The sequence below is a fragment of the Streptomyces pallidus (ex Mingjun et al. 2026) genome (assembly GCF_051550185.1).
GTDB lineage: Bacteria > Actinomycetota > Actinomycetes > Streptomycetales > Streptomycetaceae > Streptomyces.
The window spans coordinates 2,869,238-2,891,991 of sequence record NZ_CP196181.1 but is presented as its reverse complement, the minus strand read 5'-3'; the positions used below and the strand labels follow the sequence as shown (position 1 = coordinate 2,891,991).

26 protein-coding genes are annotated in these 22,754 nt (G+C 73.6%); 16 read left to right on the top strand and 10 right to left on the bottom strand.

Annotated features, from left to right (window positions below):
• The first annotated feature begins 34 nt into the window (after positions 1-34).
• Both fdxA and dapC read left to right on the top strand, forming a co-directional pair.
• Entirely contained in the window at positions 35-361 is a 327-nt protein-coding gene (gene fdxA / locus ACSHWO_RS12375) for a ferredoxin (protein WP_114054017.1), read from the top strand.
• A gap of 122 nt (positions 362-483) precedes the next feature.
• On the top strand, positions 484-1,578 hold the full coding sequence (gene dapC, locus ACSHWO_RS12370) for a succinyldiaminopimelate transaminase (protein ID WP_361089247.1): 1,095 nt from the start codon (positions 484-486) through the stop codon (positions 1,576-1,578).
• 124 nt (positions 1,579-1,702) lie between these two features.
• Here the strand turns inward: dapC and ACSHWO_RS12365 are convergent, their stop codons facing one another.
• Positions 1,703-2,122 (bottom strand): ATP-binding protein, encoded by a 420-nt coding sequence (locus tag ACSHWO_RS12365; protein ID WP_438311781.1) that lies wholly within the window; start codon positions 2,120-2,122, stop codon positions 1,703-1,705.
• Positions 2,123-2,360: 238 nt separating this feature from the next.
• A complete protein-coding gene (locus ACSHWO_RS12360) occupies positions 2,361-3,332 on the bottom strand; it encodes a hypothetical protein (RefSeq protein ID WP_404234096.1) in 972 nt (323 codons plus the stop codon).
• An 85-nt stretch (positions 3,333-3,417) separates the two neighbouring features.
• Here ACSHWO_RS12360 and dapE point away from each other — a divergent pair, with 85 nt between their 5' ends.
• Together dapE and ACSHWO_RS12350 are read left to right on the top strand one after the other, a co-directional pair.
• Entirely contained in the window at positions 3,418-4,497 is a 1,080-nt protein-coding gene (gene dapE / locus ACSHWO_RS12355; RefSeq protein WP_361089241.1) for a succinyl-diaminopimelate desuccinylase, read from the top strand.
• 64 nt (positions 4,498-4,561) lie between these two features.
• The gene (locus tag ACSHWO_RS12350; protein WP_361089239.1) at positions 4,562-5,329 is read left to right on the top strand and encodes a TIGR00730 family Rossman fold protein; all 768 of its coding nucleotides are present in this window, start codon (positions 4,562-4,564) and stop codon (positions 5,327-5,329) included.
• Positions 5,330-5,408: 79 nt separating this feature from the next.
• Here the strand turns inward: ACSHWO_RS12350 and folP are convergent, their stop codons facing one another.
• The gene (gene folP, locus ACSHWO_RS12345; RefSeq protein WP_385849366.1) at positions 5,409-6,269 is read right to left on the bottom strand and encodes a dihydropteroate synthase; all 861 of its coding nucleotides are present in this window, start codon (positions 6,267-6,269) and stop codon (positions 5,409-5,411) included.
• A gap of 116 nt (positions 6,270-6,385) precedes the next feature.
• Here folP and ACSHWO_RS12340 point away from each other — a divergent pair, with 116 nt between their 5' ends.
• Together ACSHWO_RS12340 and ACSHWO_RS12335 are read left to right on the top strand one after the other, a co-directional pair.
• Positions 6,386-6,832, top strand: coding sequence for a DivIVA domain-containing protein (locus ACSHWO_RS12340; RefSeq protein ID WP_438311778.1), 447 nt, complete (start codon positions 6,386-6,388; stop codon positions 6,830-6,832).
• Positions 6,829-7,413: a DNA-3-methyladenine glycosylase I gene (locus ACSHWO_RS12335; RefSeq protein WP_361089232.1), complete on the top strand. Its 585-nt coding sequence runs from the start codon at positions 6,829-6,831 to the stop codon at positions 7,411-7,413. Before ACSHWO_RS12340 ends, ACSHWO_RS12335 begins: the two co-directional genes overlap by 4 nt.
• 51 nt (positions 7,414-7,464) lie before the next feature.
• Here the strand turns inward: ACSHWO_RS12335 and ACSHWO_RS12330 are convergent, their stop codons facing one another.
• Positions 7,465-8,265 carry an enoyl-CoA hydratase/isomerase family protein gene (locus ACSHWO_RS12330; RefSeq protein ID WP_385849363.1) on the bottom strand — a complete coding sequence of 267 codons (801 nt, stop codon included), beginning with the start codon at positions 8,263-8,265 and terminating at the stop codon, positions 7,465-7,467.
• 335 nt (positions 8,266-8,600) lie between these two features.
• On the opposite strand from ACSHWO_RS12330, the gene ACSHWO_RS12325 reads away from it, so the two are divergent.
• Together ACSHWO_RS12325 and ACSHWO_RS12320 are read left to right on the top strand one after the other, a co-directional pair.
• Positions 8,601-8,768, top strand: a complete 168-nt coding sequence (locus ACSHWO_RS12325) for a DUF3117 domain-containing protein (RefSeq protein ID WP_003966491.1) — start codon at positions 8,601-8,603, stop codon at positions 8,766-8,768.
• A gap of 252 nt (positions 8,769-9,020) precedes the next feature.
• A complete protein-coding gene (locus ACSHWO_RS12320) occupies positions 9,021-9,638 on the top strand; it encodes a phosphatase PAP2 family protein (RefSeq protein WP_385849362.1) in 618 nt (205 codons plus the stop codon).
• 72 nt (positions 9,639-9,710) lie between these two features.
• Here the strand turns inward: ACSHWO_RS12320 and ACSHWO_RS12315 are convergent, their stop codons facing one another.
• Positions 9,711-10,373 (bottom strand): O-methyltransferase, encoded by a 663-nt coding sequence (locus ACSHWO_RS12315; protein ID WP_361089226.1) that lies wholly within the window; start codon positions 10,371-10,373, stop codon positions 9,711-9,713.
• Positions 10,374-10,590: 217 nt separating this feature from the next.
• Between ACSHWO_RS12315 and sigE the strand changes: the two genes are divergently transcribed.
• From sigE to ACSHWO_RS12290, 5 genes are all read left to right on the top strand, one after another.
• A complete protein-coding gene (sigE, locus tag ACSHWO_RS12310; RefSeq protein ID WP_361089224.1) occupies positions 10,591-11,370 on the top strand; it encodes an RNA polymerase sigma factor SigE in 780 nt (259 codons plus the stop codon).
• A complete protein-coding gene (locus tag ACSHWO_RS12305) occupies positions 11,367-12,062 on the top strand; it encodes a zf-HC2 domain-containing protein (RefSeq protein ID WP_438311773.1) in 696 nt (231 codons plus the stop codon). Before sigE ends, ACSHWO_RS12305 begins: the two co-directional genes overlap by 4 nt.
• Before the next feature lie 108 nt (positions 12,063-12,170).
• On the top strand, positions 12,171-13,556 hold the full coding sequence (locus tag ACSHWO_RS12300) for a S1C family serine protease (protein ID WP_438311772.1): 1,386 nt from the start codon (positions 12,171-12,173) through the stop codon (positions 13,554-13,556).
• A gap of 105 nt (positions 13,557-13,661) precedes the next feature.
• Positions 13,662-14,066, top strand: coding sequence for a sec-independent translocase (locus tag ACSHWO_RS12295; RefSeq protein WP_438311769.1), 405 nt, complete (start codon positions 13,662-13,664; stop codon positions 14,064-14,066).
• Positions 14,067-14,202: 136 nt separating this feature from the next.
• The gene (locus ACSHWO_RS12290; protein WP_361089216.1) at positions 14,203-15,018 is read left to right on the top strand and encodes a hypothetical protein; all 816 of its coding nucleotides are present in this window, start codon (positions 14,203-14,205) and stop codon (positions 15,016-15,018) included.
• Positions 15,019-15,129: 111 nt separating this feature from the next.
• Here the strand turns inward: ACSHWO_RS12290 and ACSHWO_RS12285 are convergent, their stop codons facing one another.
• From ACSHWO_RS12285 to ACSHWO_RS12275, 3 genes are all read right to left on the bottom strand, one after another.
• Positions 15,130-16,290 (bottom strand): Mrp/NBP35 family ATP-binding protein, encoded by a 1,161-nt coding sequence (locus tag ACSHWO_RS12285; RefSeq protein WP_404234074.1) that lies wholly within the window; start codon positions 16,288-16,290, stop codon positions 15,130-15,132.
• A 43-nt stretch (positions 16,291-16,333) separates the two neighbouring features.
• Complete coding sequence (locus ACSHWO_RS12280) at positions 16,334-16,840, bottom strand: DUF1003 domain-containing protein (protein WP_361089335.1); 507 nt, start codon at positions 16,838-16,840, stop codon at positions 16,334-16,336.
• Positions 16,841-17,021: 181 nt separating this feature from the next.
• The gene (locus tag ACSHWO_RS12275) at positions 17,022-18,293 is read right to left on the bottom strand and encodes a magnesium transporter MgtE N-terminal domain-containing protein (protein ID WP_404234072.1); all 1,272 of its coding nucleotides are present in this window, start codon (positions 18,291-18,293) and stop codon (positions 17,022-17,024) included.
• Between the two features lie 181 nt (positions 18,294-18,474).
• On the opposite strand from ACSHWO_RS12275, the gene ACSHWO_RS12270 reads away from it, so the two are divergent.
• Positions 18,475-19,278: a hypothetical protein gene (locus tag ACSHWO_RS12270; RefSeq protein WP_385849357.1), complete on the top strand. Its 804-nt coding sequence runs from the start codon at positions 18,475-18,477 to the stop codon at positions 19,276-19,278.
• 38 nt (positions 19,279-19,316) lie between these two features.
• On the opposite strand, the gene ACSHWO_RS12265 is transcribed toward ACSHWO_RS12270, so the two are convergent.
• Together ACSHWO_RS12265 and ACSHWO_RS12260 are read right to left on the bottom strand one after the other, a co-directional pair.
• On the bottom strand, positions 19,317-19,829 hold the full coding sequence (locus ACSHWO_RS12265; RefSeq protein WP_361089208.1) for a hypothetical protein: 513 nt from the start codon (positions 19,827-19,829) through the stop codon (positions 19,317-19,319).
• A 52-nt stretch (positions 19,830-19,881) separates the two neighbouring features.
• The gene (locus tag ACSHWO_RS12260) at positions 19,882-20,997 is read right to left on the bottom strand and encodes a magnesium and cobalt transport protein CorA (RefSeq protein ID WP_361089206.1); all 1,116 of its coding nucleotides are present in this window, start codon (positions 20,995-20,997) and stop codon (positions 19,882-19,884) included.
• Positions 20,998-21,417: 420 nt separating this feature from the next.
• Between ACSHWO_RS12260 and ACSHWO_RS12255 the strand changes: the two genes are divergently transcribed.
• Both ACSHWO_RS12255 and ACSHWO_RS12250 read left to right on the top strand, forming a co-directional pair.
• On the top strand, positions 21,418-22,002 hold the full coding sequence (locus ACSHWO_RS12255) for a suppressor of fused domain protein (protein WP_361089204.1): 585 nt from the start codon (positions 21,418-21,420) through the stop codon (positions 22,000-22,002).
• Positions 22,003-22,063: 61 nt separating this feature from the next.
• Complete coding sequence (locus ACSHWO_RS12250; protein ID WP_361089202.1) at positions 22,064-22,705, top strand: DUF6758 family protein; 642 nt, start codon at positions 22,064-22,066, stop codon at positions 22,703-22,705.
• Positions 22,706-22,754: the final 49 nt, after the last annotated feature.

The window sequence follows — 22,754 nt, the reverse complement described above, 5'->3', positions numbered from 1 at the left end:
GATATGGACAGCCCTACCGAGGAGGAACGAGAGCGTGACCTACGTCATCGCGGAGCCTTGTGTCGACGTCAAGGACAAGGCATGCATCGAAGAGTGCCCCGTCGACTGCATCTACGAGGGCCAGCGGTCCTTGTACATCCACCCGGACGAATGCGTCGACTGTGGTGCCTGTGAGCCGGTCTGCCCCGTGGAGGCCATCTTCTACGAGGACGACACTCCGGAGGAGTGGAAGGAGTACTACAAGGCGAACGTCGAGTTCTTCGACGAGCTCGGTTCGCCCGGTGGTGCCTCGAAGCTGGGCCTGATCGAGCGGGATCACCCCTTCATCGCCGCGCTGCCGCCCATGGGCGAAGGCCACTGACGGCCGCCGCTCACGGCAGAACGCGAGTCTCGGTCCCGTACGGCCCCGTGCCGGGCGGGACCGAGCCGTTTGTCCCCAGACCCGGCACGCAGTCCGGCACGCACGAGAGAGCAGAGAGCACCGTGGCCGCAGTATCCGCACGTCTTCCCGTCTTTCCCTGGGACAAGCTGGAGCCGTACAAGGCGACGGCCGCGGCGCACCCGGACGGCATCGTCGACCTGTCGGTCGGCACCCCCGTGGACCCGGTGCCGCAGCTGATCCGGAGCGCCCTCGTCGCGGCCGCCGACTCCCCGGGCTACCCCACCGTGTGGGGCACGCCCGCACTGCGCGACGCGATCACCGGCTGGCTGCGCGACCGGCTCGGCGCGAGCGCCGCCGGACACCGCAACGTCCTGCCGGTCGTCGGCTCCAAGGAGCTGGTGGCCTGGCTGCCGACCCAGCTGGGCCTGGGCGCCGGGGACAAGGTCGCCTACCCGCGGCTCGCCTACCCGACGTACGAGGTCGGCGCGCGGCTGTGCGGGGCCGAGGCCGTCGTCTACGACGACCCGACCGAGCTCGACCCGGCCGGCATCAAGCTGCTGTGGCTGAACTCCCCGTCCAACCCGACGGGGAAGGTCATCCCGAAGGACGAGCTGGTCCGGATCGTGGCCTGGGCGCGCCGGCACGGGATCCTGGTCTTCAGCGACGAGTGCTACCTGGAGCTGGGCTGGGAGGCCGAGCCCGTCTCCGTCCTCCACGACGACGTGTGCGGCGGCTCGTACGAGGGCCTCGTCGCCGTCCACTCGCTGTCCAAGCGCTCCAACCTGGCCGGCTACCGGGCCGCTTTCATCGCGGGTGACGCGGACGTCCTCGGCGAGCTGCTGGAGATCCGCAAGCACGGCGGCATGATGACCCCCGCCCCGGTGCAGGCGGCCACGGTGGCGGCGCTCGGCGACGACGCGCACGTCGAGGAGCAGCGGGCGCGCTACGCCGCACGGCGGGATGCGCTGCGGGCGGCGCTCGTGGCGCACGGCTTCCGGGTCGACCACTCCGAGGCCAGCCTCTACCTGTGGGTGACCCGCGACGAGCCCTGCTGGGACACCGTGGCCCACCTCGCCGCCCTCGGCATCCTGGTCGCGCCCGGCGACTTCTACGGCGAGGCGGGCGCGCAGCACGTCCGTGTCGCGTTCACGGCCACGGACGAGCGCGTCGAGGCGGCCGTCAAGCGCCTCGCCTGAGGCGGGCGCACCCGGACACGAGAGGCCGCCCGCACGAGGTCGCGCGGGCGCACGGCCGCCGCAGACAGGCCGAGGGGGCCGGGAGTGCGCACTCCCGGCCCCCTCGGGCGTTCCCGGGCGGTGGTCAGCCGCCCTGCGGCAGCCCCTTCAGCGGCAGGGAGCCCACCGCGTCGGTCGGCACCGCACCGGTGAGCTGGCCGGCCGGCACCGCGTCGGTCGGCACCGCGTCGGTCGGCAGGCCCTTGGCGGCCGGGAGCCCGCCGAGCAGCGCGCCCGCGGTGCCCGCCACCTCGGTGGGGGCGGAGGGCAGCGCCTTGGCCGCGGTGTCCGCGGCCGACGTCGCGGCGGCCCCGCCGGTGCCGACCGCGTCGCTCGCGGTGGCGGTGGCGTCCGCGGTCTCCGGGGCGGTGAGCGCGCCCAGCTGGGGCACGGCCGAGTCCAGGCCCGCGGCGCTGGCCGCGCCGGCCGCACCGACCACGGGAGCGGCCCCGGCTGCGATCAGCAGCGCGGAGCGGGCGATCCGGCGGGTCAGGGGGAGGGACATGTTGCTCCTAAGCGGTAGCGGCTGAGTACGCCCCTACAACCGCTCCCGGGGCGGGGCGGGTTGCGGACCCCTTCGGTAAAGGATCGGCAACGCATCGTTTAATCCGCTTCCGGGAAAAGCGCATTGGATGTGCGCCGACCAGGGCTTCCGTACCCGCCGGGGCCTTCGGTGGGCCGCTCGCTTCACCCCCGCGCGGGTGACGCCCCGCACGCACGGACGAGGCGCCGGCCCGGCGTGTCTAGCCCTTCACGAAGATGCGGATCTCGCCCGGCACCGCGTTGTGCGGGTCGCCGTCGCCCGACTTCCCGGGGCCGCCCTTCTCCTGCCAGCGGCCCTTCTTCTGCCCGGCGATCCAGCCCCGGTGCCCGTAGGAGACGCGCATGATGTTCATCCCGCGGGCGTTGGCCACGGCCCAGCCCGCGATCGCCCGGCTGCCGCGCACGGCCGGCTCGCCGCCGTCCTGCTTCTCCAGGACGGTGACCTCGGGCTCCTTGACCCCGCCCCGCTCCTGCGTCGGGCCGGGGCCCGCCTGGCTGCTGCTGTGCATGCCGGCCTTGGAGAAGATCCGGTTCAGCTCCGCCCGGACCTTCTGCGCGTCGCCCGGATCCGTCGGCGCGGGCCCGCCGCAGGTCAGCTCCCCGGCTCCGGCGAAGGCGGCCGTCAGGACCGTCGCGTCCGGCTCGTGCTTCGCGTACGCCTGCGGGTACCCGCTCAGCTGCACCTTCTGCGCGGCCTCCGTCAGCGGCAGCCGCGAGTACCCCTTCACCTGGACCAGCCGGTCGTAGAAGATCCCCGCCGAGTAGACCGGGTCCTTGATCTGCTCGGGCGTGCCCCAGCCCTGCGAGGGCCGCTGCTGGAACAGGCCCAGCGAGTCCCGGTCGCCGTGGTTGAGGTTGCGCAGCGCCGACTCCTGCATGGCGGTCGCCAGGGCGATGGTCACCGCCCGGTCGGGCAGTCCCTTGGCGACGCCGACGGCGGCTATCGTCGCCGCGTTCGCCGCCTGCTCCGGCGTCATGTCGTACGTACGGCGGGAGTCCCCGCCCGGAGCGTCCTCGGCCAGATCCGCGGCCGTGCAGTGCGGCGCCCCGCCGCCGCCCATCGACTCGAACCGCACGACGAGGTAGCCGACGAGCGCGAGCAGGACGCACAGGCCGGCGGCCGTGCGGACCCGACGGCTACGGCGGGGGCGGGGAAGATCGCTCTGGGACACGCGGCCCACCGTACTTGAGCCACGTGCCGCGTCCAGTGACCGGACGTGAGACGTTCACCGCAGCCGGGCGCGTTAGGGTCGGGACATGTCCGAATCCGAGCTGGACCTCACCCTCGACGCAGCCGAGCTGACCGCCCGGCTCGTCGACATCCCGTCCGTGAGCGGCGACGAGAAGGTCCTCGCCGACCTGGTGGAGCACGCCCTGCGCGGCCTCCCCCACCTCACGGTCGACCGGTACGGCAACAACGTCGTGGCCCGCACGCACCTCGGCCGGGCCGAGCGCGTCGTGCTCGCCGGCCACCTCGACACCGTGCCGATCGCCGACAACGTCCCCTCGCGCCTCGACGAGAACGGCGTCCTGTGGGGCTGCGGCACGACCGACATGAAGTCCGGGGTCGCCGTGCAGCTGCGCATCGCGGCCACCGTGCCCGAGCCCAACCGCGACCTCACCTTCGTCTTCTACGACCAGGAGGAGGTCGCCGCCGACCTCAACGGCCTGGGCAAGGTCGCCGCCGCCCACCCCGACTGGCTCGCCGGCGACTTCGCCGTCCTGCTGGAACCGTCGAACGCCGAGGTCGAGGGCGGCTGCCAGGGCACCCTGCGGGTACTGCTGCGCACCACCGGCGAGCGCGCCCACTCCGCCCGCAGCTGGATGGGCTCCAACGCCATCCACGCGACGGCGCCGATCCTGGCCCGGCTGGCCGCGTACGAGCCCCGCAGGCCCGTCATCGACGGCCTGGAGTACCACGAGGGCCTCAACGCGGTCCGCATCGAGGGCGGCGTCGCCAACAACGTCATCCCCGACGCCTGCACGGTGACGGTCAACTTCCGCTACGCCCCCGACCGCACCGAGGCCGAGGCCCTCGCCCACGTAGAAGAGGTCTTCGCGGACTGCGGCATCGCCGAGTTCGTCGTCGACGACTCCTCCGGCGGCGCCCTGCCCGGCCTGTCCCACCCGGCGGCGGTCGCCTTCATGGCGGCGGTCGGCGGCCGCGCGATGCCCAAGTTCGGCTGGACCGACGTCTCCCGCTTCAGCGCGCTCGGCGTCCCGGCGGTCAACTACGGCCCGGGCGACGCCCTGCTGGCGCACAAGGTCGACGAGCGGGTGGAGACCAAGGCGATCCTGCACTGCGAGGAACGACTCCGCGCCTGGCTGACCTCCTGAATTCCGCTTCCCTTCACCTTCGTGGGCCTAGGCTGGGCCAACGATCAGCAGGAGGGAGCACATCATGGGCAACCACCGCAACTCCGACGGTTCCGCCCGCCGACGTCCCGAGGAGCAGCAGCTCGGACCGGTACTGCGCCGACGGGGGCAGGTGCAGGCGGGCAGCACGACGGACCAGCGGCTGCTGGACTCGGCCGGCCCCACCGAGTGGGTGCACACCGATCCCTGGCGGGTCCTGCGCATCCAGTCGGAGTTCATCGAGGGCTTCGGCACGCTGGCGGAGCTGCCGCCCGCGATCAGCGTGTTCGGCTCGGCGCGCACGCCGGCCGGCTCGCCCGAGTACGAGGCGGGCGTCCGGATCGGCAGCGCGCTCGTCGACGCCGGCTTCGCGGTGATCACCGGTGGCGGGCCGGGCGCGATGGAGGCGGCGAACAGGGGCGCGCGGGAGGCCAACGGCATCTCGGTGGGCCTCGGCATCGAGCTGCCCTTCGAGCAGGGCCTCAACGCGCACGTCGATCTGGGGCTGAACTTCCGGTACTTCTTCGTCCGCAAGACGATGTTCGTGAAGTACAGCCAGGGGTTCGTGGTCCTGCCGGGCGGACTCGGCACGCTGGACGAGCTGTTCGAGGCCCTGACCCTGGTCCAGACCCAGAAGATCACCCGGTTCCCGATCGTGCTGTTCGGCACCGAGTACTGGAGCGGCCTGGTCGACTGGCTGCGCAACACGGTGGTCGCGCAGGGCAAGGCCTCCGAGCGCGACCTCTACCTCTTCCACGTCACGGACGACGTGGAAGAGGCGATCGCCCTCGTGACGAAGGAAGTCGGCAAGTAGCGCGGCGCCGCCGCGCAGCGGCGGCCGGATCCGGCCGCCGCGCCGGCCGGCCGGGGCCGTGCGGTCGCCGGGGACGGGCTCAGGCCAGTCCCCGGCGGGCCACCGCGGGCTCCCGCAGCCCCTGGATCGAGCGGACCATCTCCAGGACCTGCCGGGTCTCGGCGACCTCGTGGACGCGGTAGACCTGCGCGCCCAGCCAGGCCGAGACCGCCGTCGTGGCCAGCGTGCCCAGCAGGCGCTCCTTGACCGGCCGGTCGAGTGTCTCGCCGACGAAGTCCTTGTTCGACAGCGACACCAGCACCGGCCAGCCCGTCTCCGTCATCTCCGCCAGGCGCCGGGTGGCCTCCAGCGAGTGCCGGGTGTTCTTCCCGAAGTCGTGCCCCGGGTCGATCATGATCGCGTCCCGCCGGACGCCGAGGGCCGCGGCCCGCTCGGCCAGGCCCACGGTGACCCGCAGGATGTCCGCCATCACGTCCTCGTACCCGGTCCGGTGCGGCCGGGTGCGCGGCTCGACCCCGCCGGCGTGCGTACAGACCAGGCCCGCCCCGTACCGGGCGGCGACCTCCGCGAGCTTCGGATCCACCCCGCCCCAGGCGTCGTTGAGCAGGTCCGCGCCGGCCTCGCAGACGGCCTCGCCGACCTCGTGCCGCCAGGTGTCCACGCTGATCACCACGTCCGGGTGGCGCCGCCGGACCTCGGCCACGAAGCCGACCGTGCGCCGGGCCTCCTCGGCCGCGTCCACGTGCTCGCCCGGACCGGCCTTGACCCCGCCGATGTCGATGATCGCCGCGCCCTCGGCCACCGCCTGCTCGACCCGGTCCAGGGCGGGCTCGTCGCGGAACGTCGCGCCCTGGTCGTAGAAGGAGTCCGGCGTGCGGTTCACGATCGCCATGATCACCGGCTCGTGGGTGTCGAACTCGCGCCTGCCCAGTCGCAGCATCCCGTTCTTTCCTCCTCAGGCGGCCCGTGCGCCGCGCCTGTGACCTTAACCTGGTGATCGGAGTGGTCCCCAGCTACCGCTGGGAGGTGCCCCCAGAGTCTCTCAGGGAGTCGATCGTGTTCTGGTTCTTGCTGATCGCGCTGGTCGTGGTCGTCGCCGCGGTCACCCTGGCGGTGGTGGGCGGCGGCTCGGAGCCCGTACTGCCCGAGGCGGAGCCGGACCGCGTGGCCGACGCGCTGCCCGAGAGCCGCCCGGTCGTACCGGCCGACATCGACGCGCTGCGGCTGCCCGTGGCGCCCCGCGGCTACCGGATGGCCGAGGTGGACGACGTGCTGGAGCGGCTCGGGGCCGAGCTCGCCGAACGCGACGCCCGGATCGCCGAGCTGACGGCGGCTGCCGCGCACCGCGGGGCCCCGGGTGTCCCGGGTGTCCCGGATGTTGCCGGTGCATCCGCTGCCGGGGACGTCACCGCTGCTGCCGATCACGACGCCGACGCCGATGCCGGCGAAGCCGAGCGGTCGCAGGAGCCGGACGCCGTCGACCTGTCGAAGGACGCCCGGTGACTGCCCTCGCCGGACCCGACGGGGGTCTGCGCTGCCCGTGGGCGCTGTCCACCGAGGACTACATCGCGTACCACGACACCGAGTGGGGCCGCCCGGTGCACGGGGACGACGCCCTCTACGAGCGGCTCTGCCTGGAGGCCTTCCAGTCGGGGCTGTCCTGGCTGACGATCCTGCGGCGGCGCGAGGGCTTCCGCGCGGCCTTCGCCGACTTCAAGATCGCGGCAGTCGCCCGGTACGACGCGGACGACGCCGCCCGGCTGCTCGGCGACGAGCGGATCATCCGCAACCGGGCCAAGATCGAGGCGACCCTCGCCAACGCCCGGGTCCTCGCCGAGTGGGAGCCGGGCGAACTCGACGCCCTCGTCTGGTCCCACGCCCCGGAGCCCGGCCGGGCCGCCCCGCAGGACATCTCCGAGGTCCCGGCCGTGACCCCGGAGTCCACCGCCCTGGCCAAGGCCCTGAAGAAGGCCGGCATCCGCTTCGTCGGCCCCACCACCGCCTACGCCCTGATGCAGGCCTGCGGCCTGGTCAACGACCACCTGGCCGCCTGCACGGCCCGCACTCCCGCCCCCGCCGCCTGACGGGGGCGGGCCCGGGCGGCCGCCGCCCGGGCCCGCGCCCAGACGCACCGGTTAGCGGCCGGTGTACTTCGGCTTCTCCTTGGCCAGGAAGGCCGCGACCGCGATCGCGTGGTCCTCGGAGGCGCCCGACCGCGTCTGCAGCTCGTCCTCCTTCTCCAGCGCCTCGGCGAGCGACCGCCCCGCCCCGAACGCCAGCGCCTGCTTCAGCCCGGCGTAGGCGACCGTCGGCCCGTCCGCCAGCCGCCGCGCGACCTCGGCGGCGGTGTCCGCGAGCTCCGCCGTCGGCACCAGCCGGTTCACGAGGCCGAGCTCCTGGGCCTCCTGCGCGGAGATCGACCGCGGGAACAGCAGCAGGTCCGCCGCCCGGCCGGGGCCGATCAGCCGGGGCAGGGTCCACGACAGCCCGGAGTCGGCGGACAGCCCGACCCCGGCGAACGCGGTGGTGAAGCTCGCCGTGTCGGCCACCACCCGGTAGTCCGCGGCCAGCGCGAAGCCGAAGCCCGCCCCGGCGGCGACGCCGTTCACCCCGGCGACCACCGGCTTCGGCATCTCCGTGATCGCCCGCACGATCGGGTTGTAGTGCTCGCTCACGGTGCCCAGCGCATTGCCCGAGCCGGACTCCCGGGCCGCCTGGAGGTTCCCGACGTGCTCCTTCAGGTCCTGGCCCACGCAGAAGGCCCGACCGGTGGCCGTCAGCAGGACCGCCCGCACGCCCGGGTCGGCGCCCGCCGCCTGCAGGGTGTCCCGCAGGGCGACCTTCAGCTCCGTGTTCAGCGAGTTCATCGCGTCCGGACGGTTCAGCGTGATCGTGGCGAGCCCGTCGGTCACGTCGTACAGCACGGTGTCGGCCATGGCAGGTGGTGTTCCCCTCCGTCGCGGACCCGGCCAGCGGATCGATACTGGCCGGTACAGGGCCAGCATGGCGGACCCGGCCGGTCCAGGGCATGTGATGTGCGTCAAAGAAAGCGGTCGGCGGGCCGCCGCAGAGCGGGCGAAGTATCGCAGGCAGGTCCCCGAAATGAGTGGTTTTGGCAGAGCGCGTTGCGCAAGCGTTCCCCGCTGATGTTGGTCATCGGGTCCTGACATGCGGGATAATGGCCTGGAAGCAATGTGTTCGATGCCGGGTTCCAGGCGCCTGAATGGGGCCGTCGGCTGACGATGAGCTGGTTTCAGGAAGGGGAACGAGCATGGCGGCCATGAAGCCGCGGACGGGCGACGGCCCGCTCGAGGTCACCAAGGAGGGGCGGGGCATCGTCATGCGCGTACCGCTCGAGGGCGGCGGTCGGCTGGTCGTCGAGCTGACGCCGGACGAGGCGGACGCCCTGGGTGACGCCCTGAAGAAGGTCGTCGGCTGACCCGTCGGCACCACCTGCACACTCTGCACACTCTGCGCTGCCCCGGCCGCCGCGATCCGCGGCCGGGGCAGCGTTGTGCCGGGCGGGCTCTGACCGGCCCCCCGCGCCCGGGCCGCCGCTGATCCGGCTGCGGATCGCGTGCGCACGCGCGCCTGCCTCCCCCCGGTCCCTGCGTTCCCCTTCTTCCCCTTCCGTCCGCGCTCCCGCCGTCCGCAGCGCCGCGCGGGGCTGCCGCCTGCCGAGAGCCGTGCCGTGACCTTCACCGCCCCCGCCCCGCCCGCCTTCGCCGACTGCACCCCCCGTCAGAAGACGGCCCGGGTCCTCACCGACGCCCTGGCCCCCGCCCACCTCGTGGTCGCCCTGCTGCTCGCCGTCGGCTGGCACAGCACCCGCTCCTGGTCCGGCCTCGGTTGGGGGCTGCTCGCCGCCCTGTTCTGCGGGGTCGTGCCGATCGGGATCATCCGGGTCGGCGTGAAGCGCGGCGCCCTGACCGACCAGCACATCCGGGTGCGCCGCCAGCGGGTCGTGCCCATGGTGCTGAGCCTGGTCTCCGTCGCCGCGGCCATGGCCCTGGGCCACGTCCTCGGCGCGCCGCGCGAGGTGGTCGCGCTCGTCGTCGCCATGCTCGTCGGGCTGGTCTCGTCCCTGCTCGTCACCCTCGGCTGGCAGATATCCCTCCACATGTCGGTGGCCGGCGGGGCCGTGATGGTCCTGGTGCTGGCCTTCGGGACCCCGCTGCTGCTCGCGGTGCCCGCCGCCGTGGCCGTGGGCTGGTCCAGGCTGGTCCTCAAGGCGCACACGCCCGCCCAGGTCCTGGCCGGCACCGTGCTCGGCGCGACGACCGCTCTCACCTTCGCGCTGCTGCGCTGACGCCCCCACCCGCCGGGCCGCCCGGCACCGCCTTCCGCCTCCCGGCGCCTTCCGCCGTCCGGCGCGCCCGGGTCAGCGCCTGACCGCGCAGAGCAGGCCGTCGCCCACCGGCAACAGGGCCCCCTCCAGCGCGGGGCTCTCCCGGACGCTGCGCAGCAGCTCCCGGACCCGCAGCACCTCGGTCTCCTGGGCGGAGGAGTCGACCGTGCGCCCGTCGCAGAAGACCCCCTCGAAGCACACCAGTCCGCCGGGGCGCAGCAGGCGCAACGATTCAGCGAGGTATTCGAGGGACTCGGCGGGATCCCCGTCGCAGAACACGAGGTCGTACCCGCCGTCGGCGAGCCGGGGCAGCACGTCCAGCGCCCGGCCGGGGATGAAGCGGGCGCGGTTGCCCGCGAAGCCGGCGGCGCGGAAGGCCTGGCGGGCGAAGGCCTGCCGGTCCGGCTCGGGGTCGACGGTCGTCAGCACCCCGTCCGGGCGCATGCCGTGCAGGAGGTGGATGCCGGAGACACCGGTCCCGGTGCCGATCTCGGCGACCGCCTTGGCGTCGGCGCTGGCGGCGAGCAGGCGCAGCGCGGCCCCGGTGCCGGGGGAGACGGAGCGCAGGCCCGCTTCCCTGGCCCGGTCGCGGGCCCACCGCAGAGCGTCGTCCTCGGCGACAAACGCGTCGGCGAACGCCCAGCTCGTCTGCCGGTTGCCGGTAATGACCCTCTCCTGTCCCCATAGTTGGCGCAACGGTGACTGTATCCGCTGACGTCGGGAACCCGCAGATGGGACCGGGCGTTGGACCAGTGGCGGCAACGCGCCGACGAGCGAGGCAAAAGGGGCGTACGGGCGAGACGGGGGCGGGACGGATGGGGACGGCACCGGGCAGATCGGCGCCGCGGGCCCTCCGCGCCGCGGGCAAAGAGAAGGCAAAAAAGCTTATCCGGAGCTGACGGGAGGGGTGGCTATGGTAGGGGCTCCACTGGACACCACCAGAGCCGATAGGGGAGGTGCGGCTGCGCCTGTGGATCGTCGAGGCGTACTGAGGCGTCTCTTCTGGTCGGCGGGTGAGCCGAAATCCGTGACCGACATTGCTGACCGCATCCACACCGCCGACACCGCAACCACCGCGACCTTCGCCGCCGATGCGGGCTCGCAGGCGTGGACCCCTCCCACGTGGGAGGAGATCGTCAGCACGCACAGCGCGCGGGTCTACCGTCTCGCCTACCGCCTGACGGGAAATCAACACGACGCCGAGGACCTGACGCAGGAGGTCTTCGTCCGCGTCTTCCGCTCGCTGTCCACGTACACGCCGGGCACGTTCGAGGGCTGGCTGCACCGGATCACCACCAACCTCTTCCTCGACATGGTCCGCCGCAAGCAGCGGATCCGTTTCGACGCGCTCGCCGAGGACGCCGCCGAGCGGCTGCCGAGCCGCGAGCCGTCCCCGCAGCAGGTGCTGCACGACACCCATTTCGACGCCGACGTGCAGCAGGCGCTGGACACCCTCGCGCCCGAGTTCCGCGCGGCCGTGGTGCTCTGCGACATCGAGGGCCTGTCGTACGAGGAGATCGCCGCCACGCTCGGCGTGAAGCTCGGCACCGTGCGCAGCCGTATCCACCGCGGCCGTTCGCACCTGCGCAAGGCGCTGCGGCACCGCTCCCCCGAGGCGCGCGCGGAGCAGCGTGCGCTGACCGGAGCCGCCGTGGGTGCCCCGGGTGCCGGGGGAGAGGGCGGGGCCGAGTGAGCGGAGTCAGCCCTTCCCCCGCCGAACAGCACCTGGGTGACCGCCTGGCCGCCCTGGTCGACGGGGAGTTGAACCACGACGCGCGCGAGCGGGTCCTGGCCCACCTGGCCACCTGCGCCAAATGCAAGGCCGAGGCCGACGCCCAGCGCCGCCTGAAGACCCTGTTCGTCGAGAGCGCCCCGCCGCCGCTGTCCGCCGGACTGCTGGCGCGGCTCCAGGGGCTGCCCGGCGAAGGCCCGGACGGCGCGTCCGGCCCGCCCGGCGCTTCCGGGCCTTCAGGACCGTCCGCAGCCGGCACCTTCGGGTACACGGCTCCCGCGCCGCCGCAGCAGGGCTTCCGGATCCACGAGGTGGGGCGGCCGCGGCGCCGCTTCGCGTTCGTGGCGGCCGGGGCGGTGTCCCTGGCGGCGATCGCCCTGGGCGGGACGCTCCCGCTGGACCTGGTCGAGCCGAACGCACGGGGCGAGGCCCCGGCCTCCAGGCCCGGCTCCGCCGTGCCGGCGGCCCCCGTGTCCGGGACCGGTCCGGGCCCCGGCCTCGGCTCCGGCCCGGCCGTGTCCGTGGCCGACGCGGTGATCCGCGACCGGGAACCGCGCACCGGGATCACCGCCTCCCCGCTTCCCACGGCTCCGCTGCCGCCGGTCCACCCCTCGGCGTCCGCCACCCCGCGCCCGGTCTCGCTGCTCCGCTGACCCCTCGCCCGGGCGGGAGGGCGGTGGCCGCTCCCGGCCGGGCACCCGCCTGGTTGAATCTGCGCAGGCGCGCCGCCCGGCGGTGCCACAGGATTCCGGGGAGGGCCCATGGCCGACCAGCAGCAGTCCGACCCGGCCCCGACCTGGTGGAGCCGCCCCGCCGGTCCCCCTCCCGGGCTCCGCCCCGAACCCGAACCCACCCGCGCTGCCGGGCCGGGGCGGGTCGAGGAGCCCGGCGCGGAGCCCGCTGCCGCGGGCGACGGCGCCGACCACGGCGAGGTCGCCCCACCCCCGGCCGCAGCCGCCGCGGGAGGGCCCGAACCCGCGACCGGGCCGGCGTACGACCCGTGGAGCGTCGCCCCGCTCCAGGTCGCCGACCGGGGCCGGGAAGCCGGCGGCCGCGTGGTGCGGCTGCGCCACGTGCTGGCCCTCGGCCTCGGCATCGCCCTGCTCGCCGGCGGCGCCGGGGGCTGGCTCGGAGTGCTCGCCGAGCGCCGCAGCAGCACCCGCCTCGAACTCCCGCAGGCCGCCGTCGACGCCAAGGGCCGCGCCCCCGACAGCGTGGCCGGGATCGCCGCCGCCGCGCTGCCCGGCGTCGTCACCCTGCACGTCCGCGGTGCCACGGGCGGCGGCACCGGCACCGGCTTCGTCCTCGACCCGCAGGGCCACATCCTGACCAACCACCACGTCGTCGCCGGCGCCAAGGACATCACGGTCACCTTCGGCACCGGCGAGAGCGTCGACGCGGAGCTCGTCGGCCAGGACAGCGGCTACGACCTGGCGGTGGTCCGGGTCGCCGGGGTCCGGGGCCTGCAGCCGCTCGCGCTCGGCAACTCCGAGGACGTGCAGGTCGGCGATCCGGTGGTGGCCATCGGCGCCCCCTTCGACCTCTCCAACACCGTCACCGCCGGCATCATCAGCGCCACCGGCCGGCCCATCACCGCGGGCGGCGACAAGGGCGACGGCAGCGACATCAGCTACGTCGACGCCCTGCAGACCGACGCCCCCATCAACCCCGGCAACTCCGGCGGCCCGCTGCTGGACGCCAAGGCCCGCGTGATCGGCATCAACAGCGCCATCCGAGGAGCCGACAAGGCCGGCAGCGAGAAGCAGAGCGGCAGCATCGGCCTCGGCTTCGCCATCCCCGTCAACCAGGGCAAACGGGTCGCCGAGGAGCTGATCCGCACCGGCCGGGCCACCCACCCGGTCATCGGCGTCACCCTCGACATGCAGTACACCGGCGACGGCGCCCGCGTGGGCACCGAGGGCGAGGGGGGCAAGCCGGCCGTCACCCCCGGCGGCCCCGCGGCCCGCGCCGGGGTCAAGGCAGGCGACGTGATCACGAAGGTGGACGGCCGGCGCGTGCACGGCGGCGACGAGCTGATCATCAAGGTCCGTGCCCTCCGGCCGGGCGCCCCGCTGCGCCTCACCGTGCTCCGCGACGGCCGCGAGCTCACCCTGTCGCTCGTCCTCGGGTCGGCGAACGGATCATGACGAGCGGGGGAAAGCACGGCTGATGCAGTACCGATGTAGGGCCTGACCGGCCGGGCCGGGTACCGTTGTCGTGGCCCGACGGGAAGAGAGCCGAGGAGCGGCAAGGTGTTCAACGACATAGGCGCACTCGAGCTGGTCACCATCGTGGTTCTCGGCATCCTCATCTTCGGCCCGGACAAGCTGCCGAAGGTCGTCCAGGACGTCACGGGCTTCGTCCGGAAGATCCGCGCCTTCTCCGACAGTGCCAAGCAGGACATCCGCTCCGAACTGGGCCCGGAGTTCAAGGACTTCGAGTTCGAGGACCTGAACCCGAAGACGTTCATCCGCAAGCAGCTCGCCGAGAACGAGGACCTGCGGGACATCCGGAGCAGCTTCGACCTGCGCAAGGAGCTGAACGAGGTAACCGACGCCGTCAACAGCAGCGAGTCCGAGGCCGCCCCGGACCTGCTGAAGAAGCCGGCCGCCCCGGCCACGCAGCAGCGGACCTGGTCCGACGCCGACGCCACCTGAGCCTCGTCCTGCCCGGCGATCCGGGGTCCGGTGGCTATCCTCCATGAGTCCGGACCAGGGCGCCCGAGGTGGGGGTCCCCCCAACGACCTGTGGGGGAGGGCCGTTCCGGACCCAACGGAACGAGAGGCCGCATCGATGGAGACGACGAGCAGCAGCCGGGTCGGCGCACAGCCCGCAGAAGCACCCGAACTGCCCGAGCTACCCGACCCGCCCGCAGCCGCAGCACCAGCCGAACCCGCCGCGGCGCCCGCGGCGGCCGCAGCACCGGCAGTATCCGCCGCCCCGGCGACGGCCCCCGTGACGGCCCCGGCGGCCGCCGGGCCGTCCCAGGAGACCGCCCGGCCCGTGCCCGCGGCCCAGCGCACGGCCGAGGGCTTCCTGCGTGCCGACTTCCCCTGGTACGGGCTGGACGAGGCCTTCACCGGCCCGCGCTGGCTGATGCACGTCGGAACCGGTGCCGACGGCACCGTCGAGCACGGCTCCACCGGCCACGGCGACGAGCCGTCCGTCCGCGGGGAGATCGCCACCGGCGAGAAGGAGCGCTTCGCGGTGGTCGTCACCGTCGCGAGCAACCCGCTGCGCCGCAGCGGCGACGGCACCGGCGTCCTGGAGGCCACCTCGGTCTCCTCCGCGGCCTGGCTGGCCGGCTCCGGCCTGCTGGCCTACAGCTGGCCCGGCCAGATGGACCACAGCCTGCGCGACAACTGGCTGGAGCAGCAGACCGAAGCCGCCTGGGAGCTCGCCGACGACCTCGACGGGCCCGACTGGTCGGTGCTCTCGCTGCCCGTCGACGGCGAGCCGACGTCCTTCCACTACCGCGAGTCCGAGTTCGGCTGGGTGCTGGCCGGGTCCACCGCCGCCGGCGTGCACCTGGGCGCGTACGGGCGCGGCATGAGCGCCTACGGGCTCGGCTTCTCCGTCATCGGCGACCTCGCCGCCTACCAGCAGTAGCCCGCGGCCGGCAGAAGCCCACGGCCGGACGCAGCCCGCAGCGGGTACGCGAAAGGGCACCGCAGGCGGCGGTGCCCTTCGCGGAGGCGGCCCGGATCCCGGGCCGCGCGGTCAGAACTTGTTGCGCGGGGTGATGCCCAGCGACATGCCGGCCAGGCCCCGGGCACGGCCGCCCAGCTTGCCCGCGATGGCGCGCAGCGCCGCGCCGGCCGGAGAGTCCGGGTCGGCCAGGACGACGGGCTCGCCCGCGTCGCCGCCCTCGCGCAGCCGGACGTCGATCGGGATGGAGCCCAGCACCGGGACGGTCGCGCCGACCGTCCGGGAGAGGCCGTCGGCGACCTTCTGGCCGCCGCCCGTCCCGAACACGTCGACCATCTCGTCGCAGTGCGGGCAGGGCAGGCCGGACATGTTCTCGACCACGCCGACGATCTTCTGGTGGGTCTGGACGGCGATCGCGCCGGCCCGCTCGGCGACCTCGGCCGCGGCCTGCTGCGGGGTGGTGACGACGAGGATCTCCGCGTTCGGCACCAGCTGGGCCACCGAGATCGCGATGTCGCCGGTGCCCGGCGGCAGGTCGAGCAGCAGCACGTCCAGGTCGCCCCAGAACACGTCGGCGAGGAACTGCTGGAGGGCGCGGTGCAGCATCGGCCCGCGCCACACCACGGGCGCGTTGCCCGGGGTGAACATGCCGATGGAGATGACCTTCACGCCGTTGGCCGACGGCGGCATGATCATGTTCTCGACCTGGGTGGGCTTGCCCTCCACGCCCAGCATGCGCGGCACGCTGTGGCCGTAGATGTCCGCGTCGACGACGCCGACCTTCAGGCCGTCCGCCGCCATCGCCGCGGCCAGGTTCACCGTCACCGACGACTTGCCGACGCCGCCCTTGCCCGAGGCGACCGCGTAGACGCGGGTCAGCGAGCCCGGCTTGGCGAACGGGACCTCGCGCTCGGCGGTGCCGCCGCGCAGCGTGGCCGCCAGCTCCTTGCGCTGCTCGTCGCCCATCACGTCCAGCGACACGGAGACCGAGGTGACGCCGGGGACCTTCGCCACGGCCTCCGAGACGTTGCGCTGGATCGTCTCGCGCATGGGACAGCCCGACACCGTCAGGTAGACCGTGACGGCGACCGCGCCGCCGTCGCCGATCTCCACCGATTTGACCATGCCGAGCTCGGTGATCGGCCGGTGGATCTCGGGGTCGTTCACCGTCGCCAGTGCGTCGAGGATCGCATCCTGCTCGGGCACGGCGGCGGAGCTTGTGTCGGTAGCCATGCCCCCGATGGTACGGCTCGGTAGCCTGCCTCCGGTAAGGCTGCTAGCGGTCGCCTTCGTCACTCTCCGCTGGGAATAGACGACGCTCGTCCATCTCCTTGATCAGGTCCTGGAACTCCGAGCGGATCCAGTCGCGCGTCGCGACCTCGCCCAGGCCCATCCGCAGCGCGGCGATCTCCCGGGTCAGGTATTCGGTGTCCGCGATGGACCGCTCGTTCTGCTTGCGGTCCTGCTCCAGGTTGACCCGGTCGCGGTCGTCCTGCCGGTTCTGCGCGAGCAGGATCAGCGGGGCCGCGTACGAGGCCTGGAGCGACAGCATCAGCGTCAGGAAGATGAACGGGTACGGGTCGAAGCGCAGGTGGTCCGGGGCGAAGATGTTCCACAGCACCCACATGACGATGACCAGCGTCATCCAGACGATGAACCGGCCCGTGCCCAGGAACCGGGCCACCCGCTCCGACAGACGCCCGAAGGCCTCCGGGTCGTACTCCGGCAGCAGCGAGCGGCGCGGCGCCCGCGGCTGGTCCAGGCGCACCCGCGACCGGGTCAGCGCGCTCGACCCGGTCGACTGCCCGGACCTCGCGCGCTCCGCCCGCTCGGCGGCCCGCTGCTCCGCCCGCTCGGCCCCGTCCAGCAGCCCGCTCTCGCGCGCCTGGGCCCGCGCCTGCTCGCGCCGCTCGCGGATCTGCTCGCGGCGCCGCTCGCGGGCCTGCTCGCGGTCCCGCCCCCGGTCAGTAGCCACGTACGGCCTCCTCCGCGTGGAAGTCCGTCTCCCGCCAGTCGTCCGGCAGCAGGTGGTCGAGCACGTCGTCGACGGTCACCGCGCCCAGCAGCGCGCCGCCCTCGTCGACGACCGGTACCGCGACCATGTTGTACGCGGCCAGGAAGCTGGTCACCGCGGCCAGCGAGGCGTCGGGCCGCAGCGGCGGCAGGTCCGTGTCCACGATCGAGCTGACCAGGGTGAACGGGGGGTCCCGCAGCAGCCGCTGGAAGTGCACCGTGCCCAGGTACTTGCCGGTCGGCGTCTCGTCCGGCGGCCGGCACACGTACACCTGCGCGGCCAGGGCCGGCGACAGGTCCGCCTGCCGCACCCGGGCCAGCGCGTCCGCGACCGTCGCGTCCGGGCGCAGCACGATCGGCTCGGTGGTCATCAGACCGCCCGCGGTGTTCTCCTCGTACGACAGCAGGCGGCGCATGTCGGCCGCGTCGTCCGGCTGCATCAGCGTCAGCAGCCGCTCCTTGTCGTCCTCCGGCAGCTCCGACAGCAGGTCGGCCGCGTCGTCCGGGTCCATGGCCTCCAGGACGTCGGCGGCGCGCTCCTCCTTCAGCTTGCCGAGGATCTCCACCTGCTCGTCCTCGGGCAGTTCCTCCAGGACGTCCGCGAGCCGGTCGTCGTCGAGGGCGCTCGCCACCTCGGCGCGCCGCTTCGGGGTCAGGTGGTGCAGGACGTTCGCCACGTCGGCCGGGCGCATCTGCTCGAAGGTGGCGACCAGGTTCTCGGCGCCCTGGCCCTCCTCCTCCAGGGAGAAGCCGGTCACCGCCGACCACTCCACGGTCAGGGTCTCGCCGCGGCGGCGCAGCGCCCCGCCCTTGCCCTTGCGGACGAAGATCTTGTCGATCTCCCAGTCGCGGCGGGCCGGCAGCTGCTGGATGGCCACGTCGAGGACGGTGGCCTCCTCGCCGGTCGCGGTCAGCCGCACCCGCCGGTCGAGCAGTTCGCCGAGGACCAGGCGCTCGGTGGGCCGCTGCTCGAAGCGCCGCATGTTCACCACCCCGGTGGTGATCACCTGCCCGGACTCCACGCCCGTCACCCGGGTCATCGGCAGGAAGATCCGGCGTCGGCTGACCACCTCGACCACCAGGCCCAGCAGCCGCGGCGGGCGCCCGCCGACGCGCAGCATCGCCACGAGGTCGCGGACGCGGCCGACCTGGTCCCCGTTGGGGTCGAAGACGGGCACACCCGACAGATGGGACACGAAGATCCGCGGGGCGCCTCCAGCCATACCGGCGCCTCCTGTTGCCTCGTGTCCACCGACAGTCCTGCCGCCCCTCAGGCTAGCCCGTACGCCGCGCAGACGTCCTGGTGGGGCCGTCCGGCCGGGGAGGCCCCGCGGGCGCGGTGCCCGTCGTACGGCCGGGTACGCTGCCTGCTGCCCGAAGACGTACGACGAGAGGCACCTGCCCGTGACCGCCTACTTCCCCGCCGCGCGCCTGCGCCGGGCCGCGTTCGCCGGCGTCCTGTGCGCGGGCCTGGCCGTCACCGGCACGGGCTGCGGGGCGGACCCCGACGAGGGCACGAACGGGGTCGGCAAGCTCTCCGCGGGCCAGATCGAGGGCAAGGCGAAGGCCGCGGCCGGCGCCGCCTCCTCGGTGCACCTGTCGGGCACCCTGGTCAGCGGCGGAAAAACCTTCACGCTCGACGTGCGCCTGGGCAAGGACGGCGGCTCCGGCGAGGTGAAGTCGAAGGAGGACACCTTCCAGCTGCTGCGCGTCGGCGAACAGCTGTACCTGAAGGCGAGCGCCGCTTTCTGGGGGACGTCCGAGGCGGCCGGGAAGCTCGGCGACAAGTACGTGAAGGTGCCCGAGAGCGACCCGACGTACAAGCAGTTCCGCGGCTTCACCGACATGCACGTGCTGCTCGACGGGCTGCTCGGGCTCGACGGCAAGCTCGCCAAGATCGAGGACTACACCAAGGTCGGCCCCACCCGCGCGGTCCAGGTGACCGCCGACCAGGGCAAGGGCGGCAAGCTGTCGGTCTCGTTGGAGGGCACCCCGTACCCGCTGCGCATGGAGCGGGCCGGCGGCGCCGGCGCGGTCGACCTCAGCGACTGGGGCAAGCCCCTCCCGCTGGAGGCGCCCGCGGCGGACCAGACCCTCGACTACGGCTCCCAGCTGCCCACGACGAAGGACAAGGAGTCCGGCGGGTCGGCCTCCCCGGCGCCCGGCGGCAGCAAGGGCACGGGCCAGGGCTCGAACCCGGGGCAGTGAGCCCGGGCCCGCAGCCGGGGCCGGTGAACCCGGGCCGCCTAGCGGGCGGACCTGCGGCGCTTCAGCAGCAGCTTCGGCAGCCCCGCCGGGATCGGCCGGCGGGTGACCGCCGGCGCGCCCTGCGGGACGGCGGCCAGCGACCCGTCCGGCAGGTCCGTGGTCGCGGCGACGGGCTCCAGGCGCAGCAGCCGGCACTCGCGGGCCCACCGCGCGGTCATCGTCTCGGAGTCGGGGGCGTTCAGCCGCTTGCCCTTGAGCTCGGCGACGGCGGCCTCCCACGGCTCGCTGCCGGGCGCGAGCTCCCGTACCGCAGCCGTCCAGGCCACCAGCCGGCCGCCCTTGTCCTTGCTGCGCACGGTCACCTCGGCCGCGGCCCCGTCCGCGAGGTCCGGCAGCGGCTGCTCGCCGGGCCCGTCGCCCAGCACGTGGGCCGCGCCGTCCACCCAGGCGTGCCACAGGGCCCGGTCGGCCCCGGAGCCGCGGACCCAGATCAGGCCGGACTTCTTGGTGGCCTCCTCGACGAGGGCCAGGTCGAGCGTGCTGAGAGTCATGCGCACAGCGTAGGGGGTCGCGGCGGGCGGGCCGGGGGCCGCCCCGAGGGCCCTACAGCCAGCCGTTGCGGCGCAGCGCGCGGTGGATGGTGAAGCAGGAGCCGACGATGGCCGTCATCACCATCGGGTAGCCGTACTCCCAGTGGAGCTCGGGCATGTGGTCGAAGTTCATCCCGTAGACCCCGCAGATCATCGTGGGCACGGCGATGATCGCCGCCCAGGAGGTGATCTTGCGCATGTCCTCGTTCTGGGCGACGGTCGCCTGCGCCAGGTTCGCCTGGAGGATCGAGTTCAGCAGCTCGTCGAAGCCGACGACCTGTTCGTTCACCCGCGCCAGGTGGTCGGCGACGTCGCGGAAGTACTTCTGGATGTCCGGGTCGACCAGCCGCATCGGCCGCTCGCTGAGCAGCTCCATCGGCCGCAGCAGCGGGGCGACGGCCCGCTTGAACTCCAGGACCTCGCGCTTGAGCTGGTAGATGCGGCCCGCGTCGCCGCCGCGCGCGCTGCCCTTGGCGGGCGCGGCGAACACCGCGCTCTCCACCTCGTCGATGTCGTCCTGCACGGCCGCCGCGACCGCGATGTACCCGTCGACGACGTGGTCGGCGATGGAGTGCAGCACGGCCGAGGGGCCCTTGGCGAGCAGTTCGGGGTCGTCCTGGAGGCGGTGGCGCAGCCCCCGCAGGGAGCCCTGGCCGCCGTGCCGGACCGTGATGACGAAGTCGGGGCCGGTGAAGCACATCACCTCGCCGGTCTCCACGACCTCGCTGGTCGCGGTGAGTTCGGCGTGCTCGACGTAGTGGATGGTCTTGAAGACGGTGAAGAGGGTGTCGTCGTAGCGCTCCAGCTTCGGTCGCTGGTGTGCGTGGACCGCGTCCTCCACCGCGAGCGGGTGCAGACCGAAGACGGTGGCGATCCCCGCGAACTCCGCCTCGGTCGGCTCGTGCAGGCCGATCCAGGCGAAGCCGCCGTCCTCGCGGACCCGCCGGATCGCCTCACGCGGCGTCAGGCAGGCCGGTCCGGCGACGCGGCGGCCGTCGCGGTAGACGGCGCAGTCGACCACGGCGCTGCTCGCCGACGGGTCGCGGGTGGTGTCGTAGCCGGGCTGGACGGGAGTGGACCGGCGCAGGGCCGGGCGTACGGCGGCACGCAGGTAGGGCAGCATCGACATGGCAGGCTCCTTCGCACGCACGGCGGCAGCCGTACGGGGTGTGGAGGCCCCTTCCGGGCGGCACGGCACGACACCGTCGGCGGGCACGCGGAAGCGGCCGGAAGGAACAAACAGGACGGGAGGACAACGTTCTGCCGTCGCTCTTCTGCTGATCAGACGATCAAAACGGGCGGAAGGCGCCCGTACGGGACGCGGAAGAGCGGTTGGTACTGCACGATCGACTTCGCTTCATCGCAGTCCCCACCTCCTCCGGCCGGTCCTCCGTAGAGGACTTCCTGTCGCCTGATGCCCGGAGACATTCCCCAGCTACCGCTGGGGGCGCCCCCATACATGCGGCATCGGCCAGCGGACAACACTATCAGCCGACGGATGGTCAAGACCCGCCCTTTACCCGCCTCATACGAGTTCTATGCTCGCTCCATGGCAGAAATTCTGGCTCTCGTGGAAGCCCGGCTGCGCAGCGCCCTCGGTGAACCCGACGCCCGCGCCGCCGTCACCTTCCTCGGCACCGACCGCATCGAGGTGCTCCGTTTCACCGGCGGCGGACTCGTCCGGTACGCCACCCTCGGCATGTCCGCGAACCCGATGACCGATCCGACCGCCGTGGTCGCCGACCCGCTGCGCGGCCCCCGCGCCGAGCTGGTGCTGACCGTGCGGGCCGGCCGCGCGGCCACCGACAAGGTGCTGCGTCCGCTCGCCGTACTGGCCGCCTCCCCGCAGGTCGAGGGACTGGTCGTGGCACCCGGCGCCTCCCTCGACGTGGGGGAGCCGCTGTGGGAGGGGGCGCCGTTCACCTCGGTGCTCGTCGCCGAGCCCGGCGGGCTGGTGGAGGACCTCGAACTCGACGGGCCGAGCGACCCGGTGCAGTTCCTCCCGCTGCTGCCGATGACGTCCAACGAGGCGGCGTGGAAGCGGGTCCACGGTGCGGCCGCCCTCCAGGAACGGTGGCTGGCACAGGGTACGGACCTGCGTGACCCGCTGCGCTCCGCCGTGCCGCTGGACTGAGACATCCGGACGGGTGATCGTGTCTTGACGGGGCGCCGGGTGGGGAGGAGCGTGGCTTCTTATGAGGGGCGAACCGAGTTGCCCGAAGTGCGGTGGCCGGGTCAGGGCGCCCGGACTCTTCTCCGACTCCTGGCAGTGCGCGGTGCACGGCGCGGTGCAGCCGCTCCAGCCCGTCATCCCGCCCAGCGTGGAGGGTCTCAGCGTGGTGGTGCACCGGGCGCGGGTACCGGTGTGGATGCCGTGGCCGCTGCCGGTGGGCTGGCTGTTCACGGGGGTGGCCTCGGCCGGTGACGACCGCAGCGGCGGCAGGGCGACCGCGGTGGCCTGCTCGGGGCCCGGACCGCTCGGCGGAATGGGGGAGTTGCTGCTGATCGCCGAGGAGCTGGGCGTCGGACTGGGCGCGCGGTTCGCCGGTATCGACGGCCCCGACCCGGGCGCGTACCTCGACGTGTCGGCCCCTCCGCACGCCAAGGTCGTCGCGGCGGGCCGCCCCACGCCGCTGTGGCACGTGAAGGGCGCCCCCGACGACCGGGCCGTCTTCGCGGGCGAGGCCCGCGGGCTGTGGCTGTGGGCGATCGCCTGGCCGGAGCGGTCGGGCATGCTCATGTACGACGAGCTGGTCCTGACGGACCTGCGGGACGCCGGCGCCGAACTCGAACTCCTGCCCTGCGGCGCCGTGAGCCCGCGGATCCTGGACCCGTAGCGGCGGCGGTCAGCGGCGGCAGGGCGCCCGCCGCGGGGGCCGGGGCGGA